This window comes from Roseibium album (genome assembly GCF_965233825.1).
In the GTDB taxonomy this organism is placed as follows: Bacteria; Pseudomonadota; Alphaproteobacteria; order Rhizobiales; family Stappiaceae; genus Roseibium; species Roseibium album.
Map to the genome: position 1 here is coordinate 3,388,594 of NZ_OZ247583.1, position 21,107 is coordinate 3,409,700.

A 21,107-nucleotide genomic window follows, 5' to 3' on the forward strand; every position below is an offset into this window, starting at 1 on the left:
CATGGTCGAGTTCATCCTAGCCGACCAGAACACACCTTTTGCGGTCGCTCTCGGCCTGATGATTGCGATCGCGCTCGCCGAAGGTGTCGGCACGCTCATGGGACTTGGCCTGTCGAGCATGATCGACAGTCTGCTTCCGGAAGTGGATCTGCCCGACGTGGATCTGCCTGATGTTGATGCGCCGGATTTCGACGCGGATATCCAGGCCGGTGCCCTGCCGGGAGATCTTGATACGGTTGCGGCAGGGACCGAGTTGACCGGGCCCGGACAAGGTATCTTCAGCCAGATACTCGGATGGTTGTGCTTCGGCAGGGTGCCGGCGCTGATCATCCTGGTGATCTTCCTCACGGGGTTCGGCCTCGTCGGGTATGTCCTCCAGAGTCTGGTGCAATCCGTCTCCGGATATCTGTTGCCGGGTATCCTGGCCTCCGCCGGAGCTTTCGCGGGAGCGTTGCCCTTTACCAGGGTGACCGCACTCGGATTGTCCAAGGTGATGCCAAAGGACGAAAGCGACGCCGTCTCTCGGCAGACTTTCGTGGGAAAACCCGCGGTGATCGTGCAGGGACATGCCAAGGAAGGCCTTCCTGCGCAGGCGCGTCTTAGCGACCCGACCGGTCAGTTCCATTATGTGCTTGTGGAGCCGGACGTTGAAGGCGAAGTGCTCGAGCAGGGTACGAACATCATCATCGTACGCCAGCAGGGACCGCATTTCACGGCGATAAGGAATACCAACGCGACATTGACCGGCGCTGGCGATTGACGCTGGTGCCGGGCTGAAAATTTTCATCAAAAAAACAAAGGGAGTTGTAAGTTATGGACCAACTCATAAGTATTTTGATCCTGGTCGGCATCGGCTTTGTGGCGCTGCTGGCCGTTGGCTTGATCATTTCCAGGCTCTATCGCCGGTCTTCGAAAGAAGTGTCGTTTGTGCGTACCGGTTTCGGTGGCCAGCGTGTCATCATGAACGGCGGCACGCTTGTGTTGCCTGTGCTGCATGACGTCATTCCGGTCAACATGAATACGTTGCGTCTGGAAGTCCGCCGTTCCAACGATCAGGCGCTGATCACCAGGGACCGCATGCGTGTCGACGTCCTGGCAGAATTCTATGTCCGGGTTCAGCCGACCATCGAATCCATTGCCAATGCAGCGCAGACGCTTGGTCAGCGGACCATGAAGCCGGAGGCTCTGCGTGAACTTGTCGAGGGCAAGTTCGTTGATGCCTTGCGCGCGGTTGCCGCGGAAATGGCAATGGAAGAGCTGCACGAGCAGCGCGTGAACTTTGTGCAGAAAGTGCAGGCTGCGGTTTCGGAAGACATTCTGAAAAACGGTCTTGAGCTGGAATCGGTATCACTTACCGGCTTGGACCAGACCAACCGCGAATATTTCAATCCTGAAAATGCCTTCGATGCCGAAGGTCTCACGAAACTTACCCAGGAGATCGAGGAACGCCGGAAGAAGCGGAACGACATCGAGCAGGAAACCGAAATCCAGATCAAGCGCAAGAACCTGGAGGCCGAACAGGAGCGTCTGCAGATCAATCGCGAAGAGGAATTCGCCAAGCTTGAACAGCAGCGCGAGATCCAGATCCGCCAGGCAGAGCAATCCTCTCTGATTGCCAAGCAGCAGGCGGAGCGCGAGCGTGAAGCCGAGGAAGCCAAGATCCTGGCGAGCCAGAAGGTCAAGGAGAAGGACATCGAGTCCAACCAGGCTGTCACCGAACGTCAGATCGCGATGGATCAGCAGGTGCGTGAACGGGAAATCTCCAAGGAACGCTCGGTCGAGGCGGCCAATGTCGAAAAACAGAAACTGATTGAACTTGCCGAGCAGGACCGCGATATCGCGGTAGCCGCCAAATCCCGCGAAAAGTCCGAGGCGGAAGCCGAGGCCGATGAGGCAAGGGCAATCGCGGCGCGTGCTGCCGAACAGGTTTCGACGGCTCGCGAGACCGAAGTTGCCGAGCGAGACAAGCAGATCGAACTGATTGAAGCCCGCAAGGCGGCCGAAATGGATGCTGTCGCGATCACCGTCGGTGCCGAGGCGCAAAAACAGGCTGCCGCCGACCAGGCGGAAGCGGTCCGGATCGCCGCAGAAGCCGAGGCTGCAAAACTTCGCATCGAAGCGCAGGGCTCCGCAGAGGCTGACAAGCTTCGCGCGGAAGCTGAAAAAGCGCTTTATGAAGTGGAGGCCGACGGTCAGCGTGCGATCAACGAGGCTGCCAACCTCTTGTCTCCGGACCAGATCGCGATGCAGATCCGTGTCAAGCTTCTGGAGCAGTTGCCTGAGATTATTGCCGAAAGCGTCAAGCCGATGGAGCAGATCGACGGTATCAAGATCATCCAGGTGGATGGCATGACCGGTGGTGCCGGTGGCGTTGCAAATGGCTCGACCGGCAATGGATCGGGAGGTGGAAACCTTGCCGACCAGATGGTCTCCTCCGCGCTTAAATACCGCTCTCAGGCCCCGCTTCTGGACGCGATGATGAAGGAAGTCGGCCTGGACGGGTCGGGACTTTCGGGGCTGACTGCTGGTCTTGGTGAAGCGCCTGCCAATGGAACGACTGCGGGCGAAAACGGCGCTGCAGACAATGCGGCCCATCCGTCGACTGGAAGCTTGACGGCGGAGACAGTCGCGGACACCTCCGGGGAGGCAGCTCCGTTGGTTCCCAAACAAGAAAGTGCTGATCCGACTACCTGATCGCCTTGCACGACACATATTCCGGAGCCAGCTGGCTCCGGGATATCGACCGGGATATCGACCGGGAAAGCAGCCGGCGGATCACGCGGCCTGCAGTCTTGTCCGCGAGAAAAGCGACGACCCGAAAGGGCACGAGTTTGGTGGAACGGGATGGATTACGAAAACAAGGAAAACCACTTCAAGCCTCGTGGGAATCTGTTTCTCGAGATATCGGCCATACTGATATTCGTGATCCTGATCCTTTTCGCTGGCGTGGTCTTCCACTTCCATACGGAAGTAAGTCGCCTCTACGATGACAAGGCGGAGCTTCTGGCACGTATCGAGTCGTTTGAGAGCCGACTAGGCGAGGACAGGAATGAAAGCGATTTATCCCGGTTGTTAGCTGAGCAGAATAATCTTCGCGATCAGGTGTCAGATCTTGTCAAGCAGATCGAAGCGACGATGGCAGCTGATTTTGAGCGTCGTCTGGAGGAAACGCAAAAACGTATCGAAGAACTTGAGCAACGCGTCCAAACGGTGGCATCGGCTAGGCCGCAGGAACAGGCATTTGCAGTTGAAAAAGACGCTCGAACCAAGGTGATAAACGATATTCAGGTCGATCTTGTCGGATGTGCTGAGAAGATGATGTATGTTTATTGTGATGTCAGCCTGAATAACCTGGGACGCACCGGACGCAAGGTTGAAGTTTCCAACGCCGGTACTCTCGTCGCAGACAACAACGGTAATGCTTACCGGATCTCTTCCTTTACGCTTGGAACGGCTTCTGAAAAAGAGGTCCGCTACAAGGCCAATGTTTTTGTCAGCAAGGCGCGGCCCGTAAATCTACGCTTCCGTTTTTACTTGCCACATTCCAGGGTCTCTTCCTTTGCTGTTGTGCAGTTCAATGTGGACGGTGCCTCCGTTCCGTTCGAGCAGGTCACGGTGGACCGATAGGTAGTCTCCGGAACTATTGAGCTGTGATTTGAAAATTTCTGGCACGCAGTTGACGGGCGCCAGCAGAAGAGGGTTTGAAAACCGTGTACCGAGCAACTCTTTCGAACGCCCTGGTATTCAGTTTGGCTGCGGCCTGCATACTTTTTTGTATCCAATCTGTCTCCGCTACTCCTGCAGTCGAAACCAAGAAAAACTACTTCAGCGTGTTTGGAACGACTGCAGTGGAAATCAAGGAAAACCTGAAGCGTTACACTGAAACGCAAACAAACTGGGGCGAATTTTTCTGGGCGAAAAGCGAATGGACGACTGAGTGGAGATACTGGTGGCGGGAACTGGAAACCGGATGTGGACTATCACGTGTCGAGGCATCCGTCATCGTTGAGAACTGGTTGCCTCGCTGGTTGAACAAAACGGATGCAACGCCTGAATTGAGGGCAAGATTGCGACGAACAACAGCCGCGATTGACCTGTATTTGCGTCAATCGAAGTCGAACGGCTTGAAGGCCGCCCAGGAAATAGAACAGCTTTATTTGCGAACTGAAATATTTGAAGACTGTAATGAGCTCAAGGAAACAGTTAACAAAAGGGCACACCATATTTCGCGACTTTATCGGGCTAGCGGTAGGGCTATCGAACAGCGGCTTGGATATGGAAGTAAACAATTCCCCGATTTGACCGTACGGGTTGGCGTGCAGACGCCTGTGGCAGGAAGTCCGGACAAGGCAATGCACGGATGGTGTCAACTGTCTGATGATCTTGAGACCATTCAGCATGTCGAGTGCCGTTTCGAGCGTTCGTGTGAACCCCAATCGTCGCGTTGCACGATAAACTACAGCTGGTCCACGGAGCGCATTCAGGTCCAGTACAATGAAGGGGGACCCGTGAGTTGGAACAACACTTCGGCCGAGTATGCCTTTATCGACAGTTCACCATGTGTCCGGAGAACTTCCGACAACATGATCCTTTGCTTCTTTGAGCAGGAACCAGACCGGGTTTGGTTCTATCACTTGCCGTGAGAGGACCTTCCGACTTGTTCAAGGTTGCGACGAAAAACTCTCGTGGAGCACAGCAACAGTCTTTTACATCGAAGTTTAGTAGCTGTGGCAAACGGAGCCGTTGGAAAGAGTGGCTCCGCTCGACCTCAATGATGCGCCCTGTGATGGCCCAGTGTTTTGGCCGCGTCGAGTGACTTGGCCGGTTTGAAGCTCTCCGCATCGGCCATGGCCCAAAAGGCTGAATAGCCCGGCAGGTCATGTGCTTCGTCCAGGAGCGCGCCTTTCTTGAGCCAGGAGAAGGCCGCATTTGCAGACATGATTTCGCGCGCGCCGCCACGAAGATAAAAGTGCTCCGGCCTGAATTCGCTGGGATGATTGAGCCCGGCAGCTGCTGTAAAGGCCATTAGAGATTTCAGCGTGTTGCGATGAAAATTCGTGACCCTCTCGGCCTTGTCGGGAACCACAAGCGCCTGCTGACGCTTCGGATCCTGGGTCGCAACGCCGGTCGGGCACCGGTTGGTGTGACAGCTTTGCGACTGGATGCAGCCGACTGCGAACATGAAGCCACGTGCCGAATTTACCCAATCGGCTCCGAGACACATGGTGCCGGAAATATCAAAGGCGCTGATCAGCTTGCCGCTGGCACCCAGCTTGATGTCATCGCGCAATCCGGTGGCGACCAGGCTGTTGTGAACGAAGAGCAGGCCCTGCAGCAGCGGGGTGCCAAGCCGGTTGGCGAATTCGATCGGGGCTGCACCTGTGCCGCCTTCCGCTCCGTCGACGACGATGAAATCCGGTTTTATCCCTGTCTTCAGCATGGCCTTTACGATCGCCATGAATTCCCAGCGGTGGCCGATGCAGAGTTTGAACCCGATCGGCTTGCCATCGGAAAGGTTCCGAAGCGTCTGGATGAATTCCAGCAGCTCGATAGGGGTTGAAAAGGCTGAATGCGAAGCGGGCGAAATGCAATCCTGACCCAGTGGCACGCCACGAGCCTCGGCAATTTCTTCCGTCACTTTCGCACCCGGCAACACGCCGCCATGACCGGGTTTTGCACCCTGACTCATTTTTATTTCGATCATCTTGATCTGGGGATTGGCCGCCTGCGCCTTGAATTTCTCCGGATCGAATTTTCCGTCCGCCGCGCGACAGCCGAAGTAGCCGCTGCCGAGTTCCCAGACAAGATCCCCACCGCCTTCCCGATGATAGCGGGAGACGCTGCCTTCCCCGGTGTCATGGTAGAAATGCCCTGCTTTCGCACCTTTGTTCAGCGCAAGGATGGCATTGCCGGACAGCGAGCCGAAACTCATGGCCGAGATGTTGTAGAGCGATGCGGAATAGGGCTGCTTGCAATCCGGTCCACCGATCGTCACCCGCAATTCTTCGTGATTCTCAGGTTTCGGTGTAACGGAGTGATTCACCCAGCCGTACTGGTCGTTGTAGACGTCGAGTTCGGTGCCGAACGGCAGGACGTCCTCGATGTTCTTGGCCCTGTCATAGACCATGGATCGCCGCTCCCTTGAAAAAGGGCGGCCATCCTGGTTGCTTTCAAAAAAGTACTGCCTCAGTTCCGGCCGGATCGCTTCGAAGAGATAGCGGAAGTGCCCTGATACCGGATAATTTCGCAGAACGGCGTGCCGGGTCTGCTGCAGGTCGAAGACGCCAATGAGTGACAAGACGCCGAATACGGCAAACGGCCAGATGAAATGTACGTTGACGGCGAACATCAGTACGAAGGCGACGAAGGCTAATGCGAGGCAAAGGAAGAAAACAGTATAGCGGGCAGGAAACAAGACTGGGCACCCCTCTTGAAAGCTTGCTTCCCTAGTTGTGTCAGGCTGTGAAGGAAAAGGAAAGGGTATACAACCGTGTTACCTGTTCCCGGGGCACGGACAGAATTTGCAGGAGTTCAGGTCACGTCTTTCGAGACAAGGGACAACACCCTTGATGCAGTACCTCTGGCCCCGGGTTCCTGCTCTATGATTTGCCGCGCGGCCTCGGCACCCTGTCCGTAGGTCGGGTTCTCGAGATCCTTAAGCGCCTTTGCAAGGCTATCCGGCGTCAGCTTTTTCTGGCGGATTGGTTCAGGGCCGGCGCCGATCCGGAATATTCGCTCGCCCCAGAAAGGCTGATCGCCGAACACGGGGCAGACAAGCGACGGTTTCCCCCAACGGACTGCTTCATGGGTCGTTCCCGCACCGCCGTGGTGTACAATGCCCGCACATTTCGGGAACAGCCAGCTGTGCGGTGCCTTGTCGATCAGAAAGACACGTTCGGAAAGCTCCGCCGGCAATTCCTCTTTCAGCAGTCCTCCCCAACCGGTGGCGAGCACTGCGCGCTGGCCGGTTTTTTCCAGTGCTCCAATCACCGTTCTTGTCAGATCTCCGGGATCCCGGCTCGGCATGGAGCCGAAACCGAGATAGACAGGTGGTTCGCCCGCTTCGAGAAACCGGGCCAGATCCTCGGGAGCCTGATATTCGGCGTCCGGTTCGGTGAACCAGTAGCCGCATTGCCAGTTCTCTGCGCTCCAGTCTTCCGGTGTCGGGACCAGTGCACGCGAAAACGCCTGGAGCGTCAGAGCTTTTTGATTGTTCGGCATAAAGCCGTCGATCGACGAGCCCGACATGGCAAGCTCGTGTCCTGCTTCCAGCTTCAATGGATTGAGCAAAGGACGAAGGCCGGCCTTCATGAGCATCCGGCCCACACCGAAGCTCTTGCGATTGAGAAATGAGCCCATGGCAGGCAATCCGAAGAGAGGAAGCGGAAAGTCACCGGTTGGCGTTGTCGCAGGCTGGAGCGCGGTGGGGAGCGTCGGGACTGCCAATCTGCGCCCGACAAGGGTCATGACCGTTGCTTTCAGATTGAACAGGATGAGAGACGGCTTTTCGTCCAGACCGGTTTCCCAAAGGACCCTGGCGACATCCCGTTGAAGCGCGATGCTCTGGCGCGCTGCCTTGATCATGCCTTTCAGGGAATGAAGGGCCTCCCTGATTTCCGGTTTTTGCAGCAGGGCCTGGTAATTGACCGGAACCGGACGGGCTCGGGCACCGGCCTGTTCGATCATGTCTTCAAAACCTTCACCGGTACTGACCACCACGTCGGCACCGATCCGGTTGAGTTCTCCCGCCAGAGAGACATAGGGCTGCACATCGCCACGCGTGCCGAGCGAGGCAATCATGATTTTCGGTCTGACATCTGGCATGCTTGATCCGGGGCAGGTGTCCTGACAGGGCGGACGAGAAAGTCACATCGCTTCACATGGCGGTCGGCCGGCGAAATTGCAACCGGGGATTTGTTCGCCTATGCCTTTATCACAAGAAGGACACAGGAACCGGCGATCATCATGCAGACCGTTTTTTCAGTGCGCACAGGCGGGCAGGGCCTTTACGAGTTCACACATTCCGTCTCGTCCTGGCTCCAGGACGAAGGAGCAGCGGATGGATTGCTGACCTTGTTCGTTCGCCACACATCCTGCTCGTTGCTGATTCAGGAAAACGCCGATCCCGATGTTCAGGTGGACCTGAAAGCCTTTTTCGAGCGCCTGGTGCCAGGGTCCGATCACCCGAGCATGAGCTATCTTGTCCATACCTACGAAGGTCCGGACGACATGCCGGCACATATCAAGGCGTCGATACTACCCGTTTCGCTATCCGTTCCGGTCTCCGCAGGTCGTATGGTCCTGGGCACCTGGCAGGGGATCTATCTGTTTGAACATCGCGCCAACCCGCACCAGCGCCAGGTGGCGGCACACTTTCTGGCAACACCCGTGTAAGACGGTTCAGTTTCTCAAGGACGGCAATCCGATTCCCGTGCTTTCGAACCCGCCGTCGGAGGCAATGATCTGGCCCGTGACATAACTGGCCTGTTCCGAGCACAGGAAGGCTATGACTTCGGCGATTTCCTGTTCGCTTCCGTAGCGGTTGAGAGGAATGGCATCGTGATAGGCATCAATGATGTCCTGGCTGTGCACGGCCATGGCCAGCTTTGTACGCACCGGTCCGGGACACACGCAATTCGCACGAACTCCGAATTCTCCGAGTTCCGCTGCCTGTTGCTTGGTCAGGTGAATCACCGCTGCCTTCGACGTGCCATAGGCGACCCTGAGGGTCGACGCCCTCAGACCCGAAATGGAGGCAATATTGACAATGGAGCCCCGGGTCTGCTTGAGCGCGGGTACTGTTGCCTGGGAAACCAGGAAGACGCCATCCAGATTGGTTTCCATCACTGTGCGCCAGGCTTGGAAATCCGTATCTTCCATTGGACCGAAATGGGCGACACCCGCGTTGTTGACGACCGCATCCAGCCTTCCGAACTTATCCAGAATGGCTGGAATTGTCTCCTCGACCCGGCTCTGGATTGAAACGTCGCACGAAAACGGCGTTGCACCGTGAAGTCCTGCCGATGCAATTTCCAGTTCGTCGCTGTCCCGGTCGAGCATGGCCACATGCCAGCCGCGATCGAGCATCAGCTTTGTCGTGGCAAGGCCAATGCCTCTCGCCGCGCCGGTGACAAGTGCAGTTTTCTGCATCTCTTCCCTCGTTTGGATGAAGTGTGCTAAGGCCGCGACGCTTCCAGCACCGTGTCTGAAAAAATCAGATGTGTGTCAGCGAAAATGATATTTCACTGCATGGAAATGCAAACCCTGATTGCCCCTGCATTATCCCAAAGCGCCAGGTCCACGTCATTGATACGAAAGGCGTAATTTCCAGCCGGATCCGGTGTATTGACCGCCAGCGCGGCAAACTCGGCAAAAGGTACAATCCGGCCTGTCTGATCCCTTACCAGCATTTCGCCGAATGAGTACGACTGATCGAACTTGTAACCGTAAAGCGGACCGAGTTTCTTGGCATCCGAGCCTGAATAGCCTCTCGGTCCGACCGGTTTGTACATGCCGGAGATAACACTCCAGCTGCCGGCGTAACTGACGCGGCGAATATTGCCGTCCGGAAGCGTCATGCCCTGCCAACCCTTTTTGGAGTTCACGTCGATACAGAAATCAGCAGCGTGAACAAGGTTTGGAATCAAGAAGATAAAGGAGCATAGTGTAGAAATAAGTTTAACCATGATTTGCCCCGAACATTATCGTTTGCGGCAGCAAATCTCACAACTGGCATTTCGTCAAGGTCTCAAACAAGTCTCTGTGCTGTCAGGGCAAATTTGATCTGGCGTGAAATATACTCACAGTATTCTCACACTTTATTGCCTTGTAACTCCAGGCTGAAAAACCCACATTTCAATCGAACGATGAGGGTCGTTCCTCCCCAGACTGGCGCCGGACTTGACACAAGTCCTGGCGCCGTTTTTTATTTTTCGGGCCCGGGAGGGGCGGCCCGCGCCGTCGGACGGGGACGACGCGGGCACTAACACCGGCCTGAAAAGGAGGGGCTCAGGTCGCGGTGTTTGCCGCAGCCGCCAACATGGCGGCAATCTGGTCTTTCAGGTGAAGTCGCTTCTTCTTCAGGTCTTCAAGCACGTCGTCGGCGGCAGGTTCCACATTGGTTTCAATGCGATGCACTTCCCGGTTCACGGTGTGATACTCGTCTGCCAGTCGCGCAAAATGAGTGTCTTTGGTCTTGAGCGTATGCAATTCGTCCGCAGATTCGGGAAATTCTTCGTGCAATTCGTGTGGAACGTGACTCATTCGTGCCTCCTTTTGAGACACACAAATTGCCGCCAGTTCGACGGCGACACCTTGAGCCAGATCAATCGAACATGATTTGCAGGGGGACCGGATACGCTTCGACCGGGTATTCTCCGGAGCTTTGCGGTTTCAGAATCGAAAATCCGTTTTCAGACGGACGAAACCATGCCGCCGAGCCTTTCTGTGACCCACCATGCAGAGAGGATTGCGATCGCGGTCAAGGTGCCAAGCCGGGCTGGCCTGAGGGCTGGGGTCGCCAGGCGTTCAAGCGCCAGGACAAAGGAAAGGGTTAAGGCCAGGATGATCAATTGACCGAACTCGATACCAACATTGAACGCCAGCAGAGCTGGAACCAGATCGGGCGCGTTGCGTCCTAGAATGTCACTGAGAACAAAAGAAAAGCCGAGACCGTGAAGCAGCCCAATTCCGGTGAAAACGAGAACTGATCCCGACTTGTTGACCATGGCCGCGATGGCCGCATAAAGCACGGATGCAGCGATGGCTGCCTCGACCGCCGGAATGAACCACGGCCACGAGGGTGTTGCGCCGAGAAAGGTTGCTATCAGGGTCACCGAGTGGCCGAGCGTGAACGCGGTGACCAGGTAGATAAGCTTGCGCGTCGCACCAACGCCAAGCGCAAGCGCGATTACCAGCAGGACATGGTCCAGTCCTTCCAGGATATGCAACATGCCTTGAAAAACGAAATGGAGAAAGGTGGAGAGTCGTGATCCGTCCATGACCGTAGGCGCTTCAAGCTGTCCTGAAGCCGTTGTCGATACCGGAGGATCAACTCTGGCATCGACAAGATGGTTCTCGATCGAAACCCCGGGGCCCGGCAAAAGGGGTGCATAGCCCGACTGGATTTGGAGCACGCCGCCCGGGTCCGGGCTGTCGAACCTGACAGCATAGTCGATGAAGGCCTGCCCGAACACCGGATCCAGTGAGGAGCTTTCTGCATTGAGCGCAGCTCTTGCCGCGGCGACACTGTCCAGAGCCTGTATCGGTCGGTTGTTCCGGATCGTGAAACCAGTGATTGATGATGGCAGATCCAGTCCGGCCTGAGAGAATATCAGTGCTTTTTGAAGACGGTCTTCGAAGCTGGAGCGATCCTGGAAAATGGCTTCCGTGTCGAGCCGGTAACGGACACCGCTACCTGTTGTTTCAACCCGCAGGAATGGAGAGAGGAAGGGAGCCTGATCGACCTGTGCCTTGCCGACCAGATCAGAAAAAACAAGCGGCGCCGGTACGCGAACATACGCGATCAGGACGCCGTCTGTTTCTGCAACCAGGATCGTACGGACCTTGGTGCCTTCTGAAAAATGTGCGGCGGCGGGAATTCCGGAGAGCACAATGACAAACAGGCTCAGCACCAGGTATTTTACGATATCGGCAATGTAAGCGCGGATCATCTGCATCTCTTCCGTTATGCGTCCCGGGCACGCTGTGTGTCCGGGACGGTGCTTTCAGAGTGTTGTCACGAATGCATTCAGGTTACTGCCAGAATTTATCCTGCCATGTCATTTGCGGCAGGTCTTCAACAACTTCGAAGGTTTTGGTCTGCCGGAAGGAGCGTCCGTAGCGGTCCGTTGTTGTTACCTCCAGCGTATGGATACCGACCGGCAGGTCCTTGGGGAGCTCCGCACGCCATAGGTGGCTGGACTTCGTGGACAGCATCCAGTTCTGGAACGGCCCCGCAGCACCGGTCCAATGAGTGCCTTGCCAGGTATAGAACCCGGAGTTTACCTCGCCGCCTTCGGTGCTCCTCACAGCAATTCTGCCGTTTGTTGATTGCCTGGCAAGCGCGAGTGGGTCAGCATAAGTCGGACCGTCGAGGACTTCTTCGCCGTCACCTTTTTGCGTGCGCATCGCCACAGATGCCGAACCACCGTTGATCCTGAATGAAACCTCGGAGTCCTTTGAACCATTCCAGACATTGACGGCAACATAGGTGGTGTCGGCGAGATCCTTCTTCGTCAGCATGTCCATGTCGCCGAGATCGTTGACCGTGACCGGCGGCGTGATGTCGCTCGGGACATCGTAAAGATCAGTGTAGCTGACCAGTTTTTCCGCCCAGTCGCGGAACCGAGGCGTATTGAACGAGACGTGCAACTGATCGTCCCTGGTGCCTTCGAAGGTCATGTAGGTATCGACATAGTCCGGGCCGGAGAAATCCAGAACATAGTAGCCACGCGGGGAGCCGAGGCGCTGCGTCCCATGCGGCACACCCGAATTGTTGAGATCGCCAGCCCACCAGGAGCCGGAAACGGCTCCCGTAACGATCTGGTGGAATTTCGCCGGTCCGGTATTGGTTGCTTCCTTCCAACCCTTGAAATACTCACCCGGCAGGATCTGTTCGGTGGTGTGAGTGTGGCCGGAAAGGCCGAGTGCCGGCCGGTCGCCGATCAACTCGTAGAGTTTGTCCAGATTGTCCACCTGATGTTTCTGCGCGGAGGCATCCGTGTAGGTGACGAATGGAATATGGGCACTGAGAACAATCAGTTTGTCGTCCGGTACATGGGCCAGATCGTTCTTTAGCCATTCCAGCTGGCGCTCGGAGATAACGCCGTTGTAGGACGGTTTGGCGGACAGATCGCAGAACGCGTGGGAATCGACACCGTTACACGGGTAGCGCACGTCATCGAGAACGATGAAATGCACCTGACCGATGTCGAAGGAGTAGTATTCCGGACCGAATTCGCGGCGGAAGGTATCGAAGCTGTCAGCATCGCTCGTGGCATCAAAATCCAGGTCGTGATTGCCGGCAACGTAATATTGCGGCACGCCGCCGGTTGCGATGATCTTCTTGAAGCGCGGATAAAGCGACAGATCATCACCCATCACGTCGCCTTCGAAAAGAAGGCATTGGGTTTTGGAGTTGTCGCGGTTGGTCAGCATGTTGCCTACGGTTTTGCGCACATAGCTGATCTCCGCATTTGTGTAAGGCTGCGTGTCGCCGAATACGAGGCACTGGAAATCGTCGCCGACTTTGTCCTCGATCAGTGGAAAATTCACAGCCTGCGGCAGCGGACCCGTGGGCTTTATTCCGCCAAAGCGCAGGTCCGGGGAACCGGCCACCTTGTGAACGTAGTTGAACTGCGGAACCAGATCCGCATTGACCGGCGGAGAAAACTCGGCGGGTTTCGTGACGAACAGGTTCATGTCGTCATAGGCCGGCAACTCATAGGAGCCATCCGGTCCGGTGACAACGACTTCCCGACCATTCGAAACAAGGACGCCTGGCAGACCGCTTTCGCCTGCATCCAGCCTTGAATTCCGGTTGGTGTCGACAAACACCTTGCCGCTCGCCCTTTTTGCGGCCTGTTCGCCGTGAACGGTGTCGACGTTTCCGACATAGCCTGCATCCTTGGCGACAACGCCGGATGCAAATGCGCCTGTGCCTGCAAGGAGCAGGGCCAAGGTCAATTTTCTCATGAGAACCTCCGAGGGTAGGGCTGTTGGTTCAGCCGCCGGTAACTCTCCCCGGCTTCAATGACGTTAGATTGTCTATCACGTTAAAGTTTTGTTTCAATCGGTGCACACGCGATGTCACAAAGTCGGCAAACTGTCATGTTTGCTCTGATCCGCAGTTGATGCAAAGTCAGAAAACGGCGGAAACGCTGGAAAAAAACAGAGAAAGAGAGGAAATACTCCTGACAGAAGGGTGTCAGGAGACCCCTGCTAGATTGCGCTCCATCACAGTATTCAAGGAGACTTCCCATGACATTCGCACCTGACAATTTCACCGTTTGGATGGAGATCCCTGTCTCGGATCTCGACAAGGCGATCAGCTTCTACAACGAGGTGTTCCAAACCGAATTGAATCGCATCACCGACATGGGACCAAATCACATCGCAATGTTTCCGACCAAGGACAAGATGGGCATCGCAGGCCACCTCTATCCCGGCAAGCCCGCCGAGAAGGGAACGGGACCGACGGTTCACATTGCATGTCCGGACAACCTGGAAGAGACGATGGAACGCTTCGCAAAGGCCGGCGGAGAGGTAGTATCGGATCCGATTCCGATCCCCGCCGGGCGATTCGCCTATGGGATCGACCCGGATGGCAATTCGATCGGAATGTTCGCCGCTTAAGGAGCCACTCGCATGAGACGTGCCGACCGCCTGTTTCAGATTGTGCAATATCTGCGTGGCGGCCGGCTCGTCCGGGCACGGCAATTGTCTGAATGGCTGGAAGTTTCTGAACGAACCATCTATCGCGACGTTGCCGACCTTCAGGCATCCGGTGTTCCGATCGAGGGAGCGGCGGGCGTCGGATACATCATGCGCGACGGATATGATCTGCCACCTCTCATGTTCACCCGAGACGAAATCGTAGCTCTTCTGGCTGGTGCGCGTCTGATCCGCGCCTGGGGAGGGGCGGCCATGGCGCGTGCGGCCGAAGAGGCCATGATCAAGATCGATGCCGTTATTCCGGAAAAGATGCGGGTCCGGCAGAACGAAGTCGAAATCCACGCCTTTGCCCCTGAAATGACAGCGCAGGTACGTGACCTGATTGACCGTCTCGAGGCCGCGGCAGATACACGCAAGAGCCTGTCGGTCGCCTACATGGACGGCAAGGGTGACGCGTCCAGGCGGGTCATACGTCCCCTCGGTCTCTGGTTCTGGGGAAAGGTCTGGACGCTTGTCGCCTGGTGTGAATTGCGACGGGATTTCCGCATGTTCCGCCTGGACCGCATGTCGGACGTTGAAGAGACCGGAGAGACTTTCAGGCCTGAGCCGGGCAAGACGCTCAAGGATTTCTATCGATCCATGGAACAACAGGGCTACGGACGCTCCGATGCTTGAGATTGACTGAACCGGACGCTGCCTAGAATCCGGCTGGAATATTCATCGGCGTGACGATCTGGATATCGCTTTCCGTTTGGTTCAATGGTTCGCCGACGCCATGAAACGCGAGGATGTGTCGGAAGGCCATTCGCATGTCGTCACGCAGGTCATGGTGCAGCACCAGCGTAAGCACGTCCTTGCGCAGGAGCTCCAGATTGTCCTCATCCAGATCGTGGGCGATGAAGAAATCTGGCGTGTGGCCGGAGGCTTTCAGAGCATTGAGGATCGCGAAATTGCCGCCTCCCATGGAATAGACACCTGCAATCTTGGCAGGCCAGCTCAACTTCGCGGAAACTTCCTGGGCGGTCGATGGGTTGAGGCCGCCTCCACCGCTCGCATCGATCAGCTCGATGTCGGGGCGCAACCTGTGAAGCTCGAGGCGAAATGCGTGGAAACGATCTTCCTCGCCCTGGAACGCATGCTGACTGAGTGTTGTCAGGACGCACGTGTCCGTTGGCTTGAGAAGCTTTAGCATCAGATATGCCGCGGTTTGACCGGCCTTGATGTTGTCGAGGCCGGCATAGGCCAGCCTTCGGGCATCCGGGATGTCGGTAAAAACTGTGACAACAGGAATGTTCTTTGCCGTCAGCCGGTCAATTGCCGCGTGCACCCGTTCCGTATCGCGGGCCTTCAGGCAAACACCCTGGCTGCCACGTTTCCGGATTCGATCCAGCACGGTGACGCAGTCATTTTCCGTCATGGTTTCAGCAAAAGTGAAACGCGGCCTGAGCGCCGCGGGCCTGAACAGCGGCAGGACGGCTTCGCTCGCGCGCTGAATTTCGCGGCTGAACCGTGAAGGTGCTTCAACGACAATATCGATAAAGAAGCGACGGCCCTTGGCGGACAGCTGGGTTTCCTGTCGCGCCAGTTCCTCGATTGCGTCTTCCACACGCCTGCGGGTTTGCGGGCTGACATGCGCCCGGTTGTTCAGGACGCGGTCGACGGTCGCAGTGCTCAATCCCGACTGCAGCGCGATTTCCTTGACAGGGAAACGATGGGTCATTGATGGATTCTTGATGGAATATCTGAAACACTTCAAGTCCGGATCCGCTAGAATTGCAGGCACAACATGACGATGGGAGGATAAAATGGATCGTCAGGTGATCCCCAATGGCTATTTCGATGCCGGAAGTTGCAGCATTGATGACTTCAAGGTTCTGGTAGACCAGCAGTTGAGCGAAAGCGACGCGCCCCGCGCAGAGCGCGTTGTGTCGAACATTCCGGTTTACAACGTGTCCGAGATCAACAGGTTGCTCTCAGGAACTGAGGGCAGGCGTGGCCTAATGGCCGAGTGGGCGCATATCCTGATGCACCGGTCCGGCGTTCTCGTGCTGGAAGGCGCTTTTTCCGATACAGCCCCACTCGACGCGGCAACGAGCGTCTTCCAGGACATTATCCGGGAAGAGAAAGCAGCCTCGGGTGGTGGTGCGGACCATTTTGCAGCTGCGGGCGCGAATGACAGGATCTGGAATTCGCTTCAGAAACTGTGTCTCCGCGATCCGGAGGCTTTTGCCGGCTGTTTTTCCAATCCGGTGATCGATGCCGTTTGCGAGGCCTGGCTCGGTCCGAATTATCAAATGACCTCTCAGGTCAATCTCGTGCGGCCCGGCGGTGGTGCGCAACAGGCGCACCGCGACTATCATCTGGGTTTCCAGACTGAGGAGGTCTGTGCAGACTATCCCGCACATGTGCACGATTTGTCGCCGGTCATGACGCTGCAGGGTGCCATCGCGCACACCGACATGCCCGTTGAAAGCGGTCCGACCAAACTGCTGCCGTTTTCCCAGTTGTACCGGCCGGGCTACATGGCCTACAGGCAGGATGTCTTCAAGGAGTTCTTTGAAAGTGCGTATGTTCAGCTGCCGTTGAAAAAAGGAGACGCTCTCTTTTTCAATCCTGCGCTTTTCCACGCGGCCGGGGAAAACAGGAGCACAGACATTCAAAGGCTGGCCAACCTTCTTCAGATATCGTCGGCCTTCTGCCGTGCCATGGAAACTTTTGACCGGGAAAGAATGTGCAAGACGCTCTATCCGATACTTCTGGAAAAGACCCGATCCGGCAGTTGGGACAAGGCGAAAGTTGATGCGGCAGTTTCCGCGTGTGCGGAAGGATATTCCTTCCCGACCAACCTGGACAACGACCCGCCGGTCGGCGGCCTTGCTCCCGAAACGCAAAAGCAATTGTTTCTGAGAGCGCTGGGTGAAGGATTACCCTTGGAAGCGTTTTCGAAAGCGCTTGCCGAGCAGACCAGCCGGCGCAAGGCGTAGGGTCAGTTCACGAGGGCATAACCGTTGCCGATGATTTCGCGGATGAGCTTGCGCTTCATGGCGCGCGCGTAGTCCTGATAGTCGTCGGCAACCTCGATAAATGCTCCAGGACCGCTGATGACGTGGCTTTGATAGTATTGAAGCGGGGAGTCTTCGGCTCCTTCAATAACCAGACCGTTGACGGTAATGCCTTCGAAATCAAATGCCTTGTAGGCGCTCGACGGCGGAAATCCGTCGTTGTTGATCCCGTCGCCTGCCACATCGATCACCTTTCGCGCACATTTGGCGGGCGCACGGCTCATCTGGACGGAGGCATAGCCCAATGCATAACCGATCGCTGTGGGGAAACCGATAAAACCGCGCCGCGATTCTCTGAGCGTGCTTGCTGCCCTCTCGGCACTTTCAGCATCGGTCAGGTGCTGCCATCCCAGCTGAAGGAAGTGTTGCCGCTGGCCGCTCCATTCAAAGCTCATGATCCAGATACCGCCAACAGCTTCAATCGCCTGAACGACATCCGGGTCGCTGAGCGCTTGCGCCATGCCGTTCAGCTGTAGGTCATGTTCCAGATGATCAACACTGGACGATCCGTCCATTGCCAGAACGAGCGCGAGCGAGCATGCAGTTGCGGGAACAGGAACCATTGCGGAAACGGCAAGGCCAAGAGCGCCAATGCAAACGCGCAGGCTGCGGGCGGGATTATGTGCGGTATCCGTGAGTGATCGAACGAATTGCCTGAACATGGGCGAAGCTTAGCAGCTCGTCGTGAGCAGGCATAGATGTGATGTAAGTAGTTTTACTGTGAACGTGAACTGGAAGCTCTTTTGAAGATTGCTGCTCCCCTCGAGATATTTGATTGAGTCTCTTTCCAGGGCGTTGAACACTGTGTGCTGCGGCAACAGAGCGGTCACCGGAATGATGGTGATGGTTTGAAATGCACCCCTTCGGCCTGATTTTGAGGCCAGCTGGACGTCATTATACTCCGCTTTTGATCAACCAGGCTGCTGTACAGACCGCGCCCGATTGGCAATTCCTGAATTCGAGTCGAGCGTCTCCGTTTCTTCGCAAACGCCCTGAATGCCGGGTTCAGCTTGCGTTCAGGTAAAATTGATTACACCTTGCCCATGACTTGGAGACACAGAACCGGAACGGGATTCGTGAAAAAGATCTTTGCCTTTTTGCTAGTGACCTTCGCTGCGGTCCTGCCAGCTGAAGCAGCCTGCCTGTCCCAGGCTCAGGCGCGGGAAGCCGTGGCGAGCGGCAAGGCCGCACCTCTTGGTTCGGTCGCGGGCCGCGCCGGTGGGGAAATCGTGAAGGCGCAACTTTGTCAGCAGGGCGGCGGTTATGTCTACGTTTTATCTGTTCTCAAGGGTGGCAAGGTGACGAATGTCACAGTCAACGCCAGCCGGTGACTGGTACACCGGCGGTGATTGCACGGATTTGCAGCCGCCACCCACCGTTCCGATCGATTAATCAAGAAGTTGGTTCCAATGCGAATTCTCGTCGTCGAAGATGATACCGACCTAAACCGTCAGCTTGTCACTGCTCTTGAGGAGGCAGGTTACGTTGTTGACAGCGCCGCCGATGGGGAAGAGGGCCACTTTCTGGGTGAAACGGAACCCTATGATGCGGTGGTTCTGGATCTTGGCCTGCCGACACTCGATGGCTTGTCTGTGCTGGAAAACTGGCGCAGGGACGGCCGAACCATGCCTGTCCTGATTCTGACTGCCCGTGACCGCTGGTCGGACAAGGTGGCCGGCATCGATGCCGGTGCAGATGACTATGTTGCCAAGCCGTTTCACATGGAAGAAGTGCTGGCACGGGTGCGTGCACTCGTTCGCAGGGCAGCCGGCCATGCCTCCAACGAGCTGATCTGCGGTCCCGTGCGCCTGGATCTGAGAGCGGGGCGGGTAACCGTCGACGGCAATCCGATCAAGCTCACATCCCACGAATATCGATTGCTGTCTTATCTGCTGCATCACAGAGGTAAGGTGATTTCAAGGACCGAACTGACCGAGCATCTCTACGATCAGGACTTCGACAGGGACTCTAACACGGTCGAAGTGTTCGTTGGCAGATTACGCAAGAAAATCGGTTCGGACATGATCGAAACGATCAGGGGCCTCGGGTACCGTCTTGGAGAGCCCAGTGACGACTGACCGTGATGCTGTCGCCAAGGCGCAACAGACAGGTAGTCGTCAGTGGTCTCTCGCGTCCCGGCTGGTCTTTGTTGCGGCCGTCTGGTCCACCATAACACTTGCATTGGCAGGCGTTTTCCTCGTCAGTCTTTATCAGAGCGCAAGTGAGCGGGCCTTTGATGCCCAGCTGGAAGTTCATATCAAGGGCCTCATCGCCGGAATGCTGGAAACAGGTCAGAACGGCGGACCGGAAACGTTGATCCAGTCGGTGGCGGCGCCGGTCTACCGGGGCGATCCGAGATTTTCCCTGCCCTTGTCCGGGTGGTACTGGACCGTGCGGCGTGCAGACAACCCGTCGATAATGTTTGCGTCCGAATCGCTGCTCGGTGATCCGTTGAATACACCTCCGATTGGCGACATGGACAGCAGTGCGGGCTTTGTCAGCGGTCCGACGGGAGATGAAGTGCGGGTCCTGCAGCAGCGCATCACGATCGGAGAGGCCTCCTACGTTATCGCGGTGGGGGCTGCAACGGCCGGGTTCTGGGCGGACATTGCAGAATTCTCGCGGACTGTCACCTTGACGCTCTGCATCGTCGGTATTGGCCTCATTCTCGCAATTTTCCTTCAAGTCCGGGTCGGCCTCAGGCCTCTGGCAAGGCTGCGCTCCTCGCTCTCGGCGGTTCGGCTGGGAGAAACGGAGCGCATTGATGAAGCCTTGCCACGCGAAATCGCGCCTTTGGCAGTCGAGTTGAATGCGCTCATCGTCTCCAACAAGGAAATTGTCGAACGAGCTCGAACCCATGTCGGAAATCTCGCACATGGCCTGAAGACACCGCTTTCAGTGATCTCCAACGAAGCGCGGGCTTCTCAAGGTCCGTTTGCCGACAAGGTGAGCGAGCAGGCGGCGATCATGTCGACCCAGATTCAACACCACCTCGAACGCGCAAGGATGGCAGCACAGCGGCGGGTGATCGGTGTATCCTGCGAAACCGAACCGGTTCTTGGCAGGCTGATCCGGGCAATGGGGAAAATCTATCAGGACAAGGGTATCGAGGTTGCGTTCAACCAGACCGGGGACATCCGTTTTCGGGGTGAGAGCCAGGATCTTGAGGAAATGGGAGGCAACCTGATCGACAATGCCTGCAAGTGGGCTTCTTCAAGGGTTTCGGTCGACATTGTGTCTCAGGACGATCCGGCCACGAACCGCGAGATGTTCGTGCTCACGGTCGAGGACGACGGACCGGGCCTGTCTCCTGAACAACGGGCCGAGGCTGTCAAACGTGGCAGGAGGCTCGATGAAACCGTGCCCGGGACAGGCCTTGGCTTGTCAATTGTGGCAGACCTTGCAGCGCTTTACGGTGGTACTCTCAACCTCGATATGTCTTCCCTGGGAGGTTTGAAGGCCAGCCTTGTGCTGCCGGCACTGACAAGGGAATAGGGGATTACGATGACGGCGAAGAGACCGGCGTCGGAGTGCTGTGTTAGGATGTGATCCGGCACTGGGACGAAAAGACCATTGTCTGGCCAAGTTCGGCCACAAATTCAAAATACCACTGACTTGTCTTCGGGTTTGATCCTGTCTGTTGCTCTTGGG

General features: G+C 56.5%; 20 protein-coding genes. 11 read left to right on the forward strand and 9 right to left on the reverse strand.

Annotated features, from left to right (window positions below; all coding sequences use genetic code 11):
• Position 1 precedes the first annotated feature (1 nt).
• The 4 genes from ACO6TI_RS15450 to ACO6TI_RS15465 all read left to right on the forward strand — a co-directional run bounded on the left by ACO6TI_RS15450 (position 2) and on the right by ACO6TI_RS15465 (position 4,643).
• Positions 2–760 carry a YqiJ family protein gene (locus tag ACO6TI_RS15450; protein WP_422385256.1) on the forward strand — a complete coding sequence of 253 codons (759 nt, stop codon included), beginning with the start codon at positions 2–4 and terminating at the stop codon, positions 758–760.
• 53 nt (positions 761–813) lie between these two features.
• Positions 814–2,694, forward strand: coding sequence for a flotillin family protein (locus ACO6TI_RS15455; protein ID WP_082442756.1), 1,881 nt, complete (start codon positions 814–816; stop codon positions 2,692–2,694).
• Between the two features lie 150 nt (positions 2,695–2,844).
• Complete coding sequence (locus ACO6TI_RS15460; protein WP_055112113.1) at positions 2,845–3,627, forward strand: hypothetical protein; 783 nt, start codon at positions 2,845–2,847, stop codon at positions 3,625–3,627.
• A gap of 83 nt (positions 3,628–3,710) precedes the next feature.
• Complete coding sequence (locus tag ACO6TI_RS15465) at positions 3,711–4,643, forward strand: DUF922 domain-containing protein (protein ID WP_235808851.1); 933 nt, start codon at positions 3,711–3,713, stop codon at positions 4,641–4,643.
• A 125-nt stretch (positions 4,644–4,768) separates the two neighbouring features.
• Here ACO6TI_RS15465 and ACO6TI_RS15470 read toward each other — a convergent pair whose 3' ends face one another.
• Entirely contained in the window at positions 4,769–6,415 is a 1,647-nt protein-coding gene (locus tag ACO6TI_RS15470; RefSeq protein WP_422385257.1) for an FMN-binding glutamate synthase family protein, read from the reverse strand.
• A gap of 116 nt (positions 6,416–6,531) precedes the next feature.
• Entirely contained in the window at positions 6,532–7,824 is a 1,293-nt protein-coding gene (locus ACO6TI_RS15475; RefSeq protein ID WP_409856714.1) for a glycosyltransferase, read from the reverse strand.
• A gap of 141 nt (positions 7,825–7,965) precedes the next feature.
• On the opposite strand from ACO6TI_RS15475, the gene ACO6TI_RS15480 reads away from it, so the two are divergent.
• Complete coding sequence (locus tag ACO6TI_RS15480; RefSeq protein ID WP_350184950.1) at positions 7,966–8,394, forward strand: secondary thiamine-phosphate synthase enzyme YjbQ; 429 nt, start codon at positions 7,966–7,968, stop codon at positions 8,392–8,394.
• 6 nt (positions 8,395–8,400) lie between these two features.
• Here ACO6TI_RS15480 and ACO6TI_RS15485 read toward each other — a convergent pair whose 3' ends face one another.
• From ACO6TI_RS15485 to ACO6TI_RS15505, 5 genes are all read right to left on the reverse strand, one after another.
• Entirely contained in the window at positions 8,401–9,150 is a 750-nt protein-coding gene (locus ACO6TI_RS15485) for an SDR family NAD(P)-dependent oxidoreductase (RefSeq protein ID WP_196998410.1), read from the reverse strand.
• A gap of 92 nt (positions 9,151–9,242) precedes the next feature.
• The gene (locus tag ACO6TI_RS15490; protein WP_422385258.1) at positions 9,243–9,686 is read right to left on the reverse strand and encodes a hypothetical protein; all 444 of its coding nucleotides are present in this window, start codon (positions 9,684–9,686) and stop codon (positions 9,243–9,245) included.
• A gap of 322 nt (positions 9,687–10,008) precedes the next feature.
• Positions 10,009–10,263 (reverse strand): YdcH family protein, encoded by a 255-nt coding sequence (locus ACO6TI_RS15495; protein ID WP_029065761.1) that lies wholly within the window; start codon positions 10,261–10,263, stop codon positions 10,009–10,011.
• A gap of 149 nt (positions 10,264–10,412) precedes the next feature.
• A complete protein-coding gene (locus ACO6TI_RS15500; RefSeq protein ID WP_422385259.1) occupies positions 10,413–11,672 on the reverse strand; it encodes a HupE/UreJ family protein in 1,260 nt (419 codons plus the stop codon).
• Positions 11,673–11,754: 82 nt separating this feature from the next.
• The gene (locus ACO6TI_RS15505) at positions 11,755–13,695 is read right to left on the reverse strand and encodes a calcineurin-like phosphoesterase C-terminal domain-containing protein (protein WP_082442759.1); all 1,941 of its coding nucleotides are present in this window, start codon (positions 13,693–13,695) and stop codon (positions 11,755–11,757) included.
• A 285-nt stretch (positions 13,696–13,980) separates the two neighbouring features.
• Between ACO6TI_RS15505 and ACO6TI_RS15510 the strand changes: the two genes are divergently transcribed.
• Both ACO6TI_RS15510 and ACO6TI_RS15515 read left to right on the forward strand, forming a co-directional pair.
• Positions 13,981–14,355 (forward strand): VOC family protein, encoded by a 375-nt coding sequence (locus ACO6TI_RS15510; RefSeq protein WP_055112129.1) that lies wholly within the window; start codon positions 13,981–13,983, stop codon positions 14,353–14,355.
• A 12-nt stretch (positions 14,356–14,367) separates the two neighbouring features.
• Positions 14,368–15,069, forward strand: coding sequence for a helix-turn-helix transcriptional regulator (locus ACO6TI_RS15515; RefSeq protein WP_055112131.1), 702 nt, complete (start codon positions 14,368–14,370; stop codon positions 15,067–15,069).
• Positions 15,070–15,091: 22 nt separating this feature from the next.
• Here ACO6TI_RS15515 and ACO6TI_RS15520 read toward each other — a convergent pair whose 3' ends face one another.
• Entirely contained in the window at positions 15,092–16,114 is a 1,023-nt protein-coding gene (locus tag ACO6TI_RS15520; RefSeq protein ID WP_422385260.1) for a LacI family DNA-binding transcriptional regulator, read from the reverse strand.
• An 85-nt stretch (positions 16,115–16,199) separates the two neighbouring features.
• Between ACO6TI_RS15520 and ACO6TI_RS15525 the strand changes: the two genes are divergently transcribed.
• Positions 16,200–17,378 (forward strand): phytanoyl-CoA dioxygenase family protein, encoded by a 1,179-nt coding sequence (locus tag ACO6TI_RS15525; RefSeq protein ID WP_422385261.1) that lies wholly within the window; start codon positions 16,200–16,202, stop codon positions 17,376–17,378.
• Positions 17,379–17,380: 2 nt separating this feature from the next.
• On the opposite strand, the gene ACO6TI_RS15530 is transcribed toward ACO6TI_RS15525, so the two are convergent.
• A complete protein-coding gene (locus ACO6TI_RS15530) occupies positions 17,381–18,118 on the reverse strand; it encodes a DUF1194 domain-containing protein (protein ID WP_186009643.1) in 738 nt (245 codons plus the stop codon).
• Positions 18,119–18,532: 414 nt separating this feature from the next.
• Between ACO6TI_RS15530 and ACO6TI_RS15535 the strand changes: the two genes are divergently transcribed.
• The 3 genes from ACO6TI_RS15535 (at position 18,533) to ACO6TI_RS15545 (ending at position 20,951) form a co-directional block, all read left to right on the forward strand.
• A complete protein-coding gene (locus tag ACO6TI_RS15535) occupies positions 18,533–18,787 on the forward strand; it encodes a PepSY domain-containing protein (protein ID WP_208992535.1) in 255 nt (84 codons plus the stop codon).
• Between the two features lie 78 nt (positions 18,788–18,865).
• The gene (locus tag ACO6TI_RS15540; RefSeq protein ID WP_029065752.1) at positions 18,866–19,534 is read left to right on the forward strand and encodes a response regulator; all 669 of its coding nucleotides are present in this window, start codon (positions 18,866–18,868) and stop codon (positions 19,532–19,534) included.
• Positions 19,524–20,951 (forward strand): ATP-binding protein, encoded by a 1,428-nt coding sequence (locus ACO6TI_RS15545; RefSeq protein ID WP_055112141.1) that lies wholly within the window; start codon positions 19,524–19,526, stop codon positions 20,949–20,951. The genes ACO6TI_RS15540 and ACO6TI_RS15545 overlap by 11 nt, the downstream gene beginning before the upstream one ends.
• Positions 20,952–21,107: the final 156 nt, after the last annotated feature.

Excerpts from the sequence above, each read along its gene's own strand:
- ACO6TI_RS15450 (WP_422385256.1), top strand. The coding sequence starts at position 2 with ATGGTCGAGTTCATCCTAGCCGACCAGAACACACCTTTTGCGGTCGCT.
- ACO6TI_RS15455 (WP_082442756.1), top strand. The coding sequence starts at position 814 with ATGGACCAACTCATAAGTATTTTGATCCTGGTCGGCATCGGCTTTGTG.
- ACO6TI_RS15460 (WP_055112113.1), top strand. The coding sequence starts at position 2,845 with ATGGATTACGAAAACAAGGAAAACCACTTCAAGCCTCGTGGGAATCTG.
- ACO6TI_RS15475 (WP_409856714.1), bottom strand. The coding sequence starts at position 7,824 with ATGCCAGATGTCAGACCGAAAATCATGATTGCCTCGCTCGGCACGCGT.
- ACO6TI_RS15480 (WP_350184950.1), top strand. The coding sequence starts at position 7,966 with ATGCAGACCGTTTTTTCAGTGCGCACAGGCGGGCAGGGCCTTTACGAG.
- ACO6TI_RS15485 (WP_196998410.1), bottom strand. The coding sequence starts at position 9,150 with ATGCAGAAAACTGCACTTGTCACCGGCGCGGCGAGAGGCATTGGCCTT.
- ACO6TI_RS15490 (WP_422385258.1), bottom strand. The coding sequence starts at position 9,686 with ATGGTTAAACTTATTTCTACACTATGCTCCTTTATCTTCTTGATTCCA.
- ACO6TI_RS15495 (WP_029065761.1), bottom strand. The coding sequence starts at position 10,263 with ATGAGTCACGTTCCACACGAATTGCACGAAGAATTTCCCGAATCTGCG.
- ACO6TI_RS15500 (WP_422385259.1), bottom strand. The coding sequence starts at position 11,672 with ATGATCCGCGCTTACATTGCCGATATCGTAAAATACCTGGTGCTGAGC.
- ACO6TI_RS15505 (WP_082442759.1), bottom strand. The coding sequence starts at position 13,695 with ATGAGAAAATTGACCTTGGCCCTGCTCCTTGCAGGCACAGGCGCATTT.
- ACO6TI_RS15510 (WP_055112129.1), top strand. The coding sequence starts at position 13,981 with ATGACATTCGCACCTGACAATTTCACCGTTTGGATGGAGATCCCTGTC.
- ACO6TI_RS15515 (WP_055112131.1), top strand. The coding sequence starts at position 14,368 with ATGAGACGTGCCGACCGCCTGTTTCAGATTGTGCAATATCTGCGTGGC.
- ACO6TI_RS15520 (WP_422385260.1), bottom strand. The coding sequence starts at position 16,114 with ATGACCCATCGTTTCCCTGTCAAGGAAATCGCGCTGCAGTCGGGATTG.
- ACO6TI_RS15525 (WP_422385261.1), top strand. The coding sequence starts at position 16,200 with ATGGATCGTCAGGTGATCCCCAATGGCTATTTCGATGCCGGAAGTTGC.
- ACO6TI_RS15530 (WP_186009643.1), bottom strand. The coding sequence starts at position 18,118 with ATGTTCAGGCAATTCGTTCGATCACTCACGGATACCGCACATAATCCC.
- ACO6TI_RS15540 (WP_029065752.1), top strand. The coding sequence starts at position 18,866 with ATGCGAATTCTCGTCGTCGAAGATGATACCGACCTAAACCGTCAGCTT.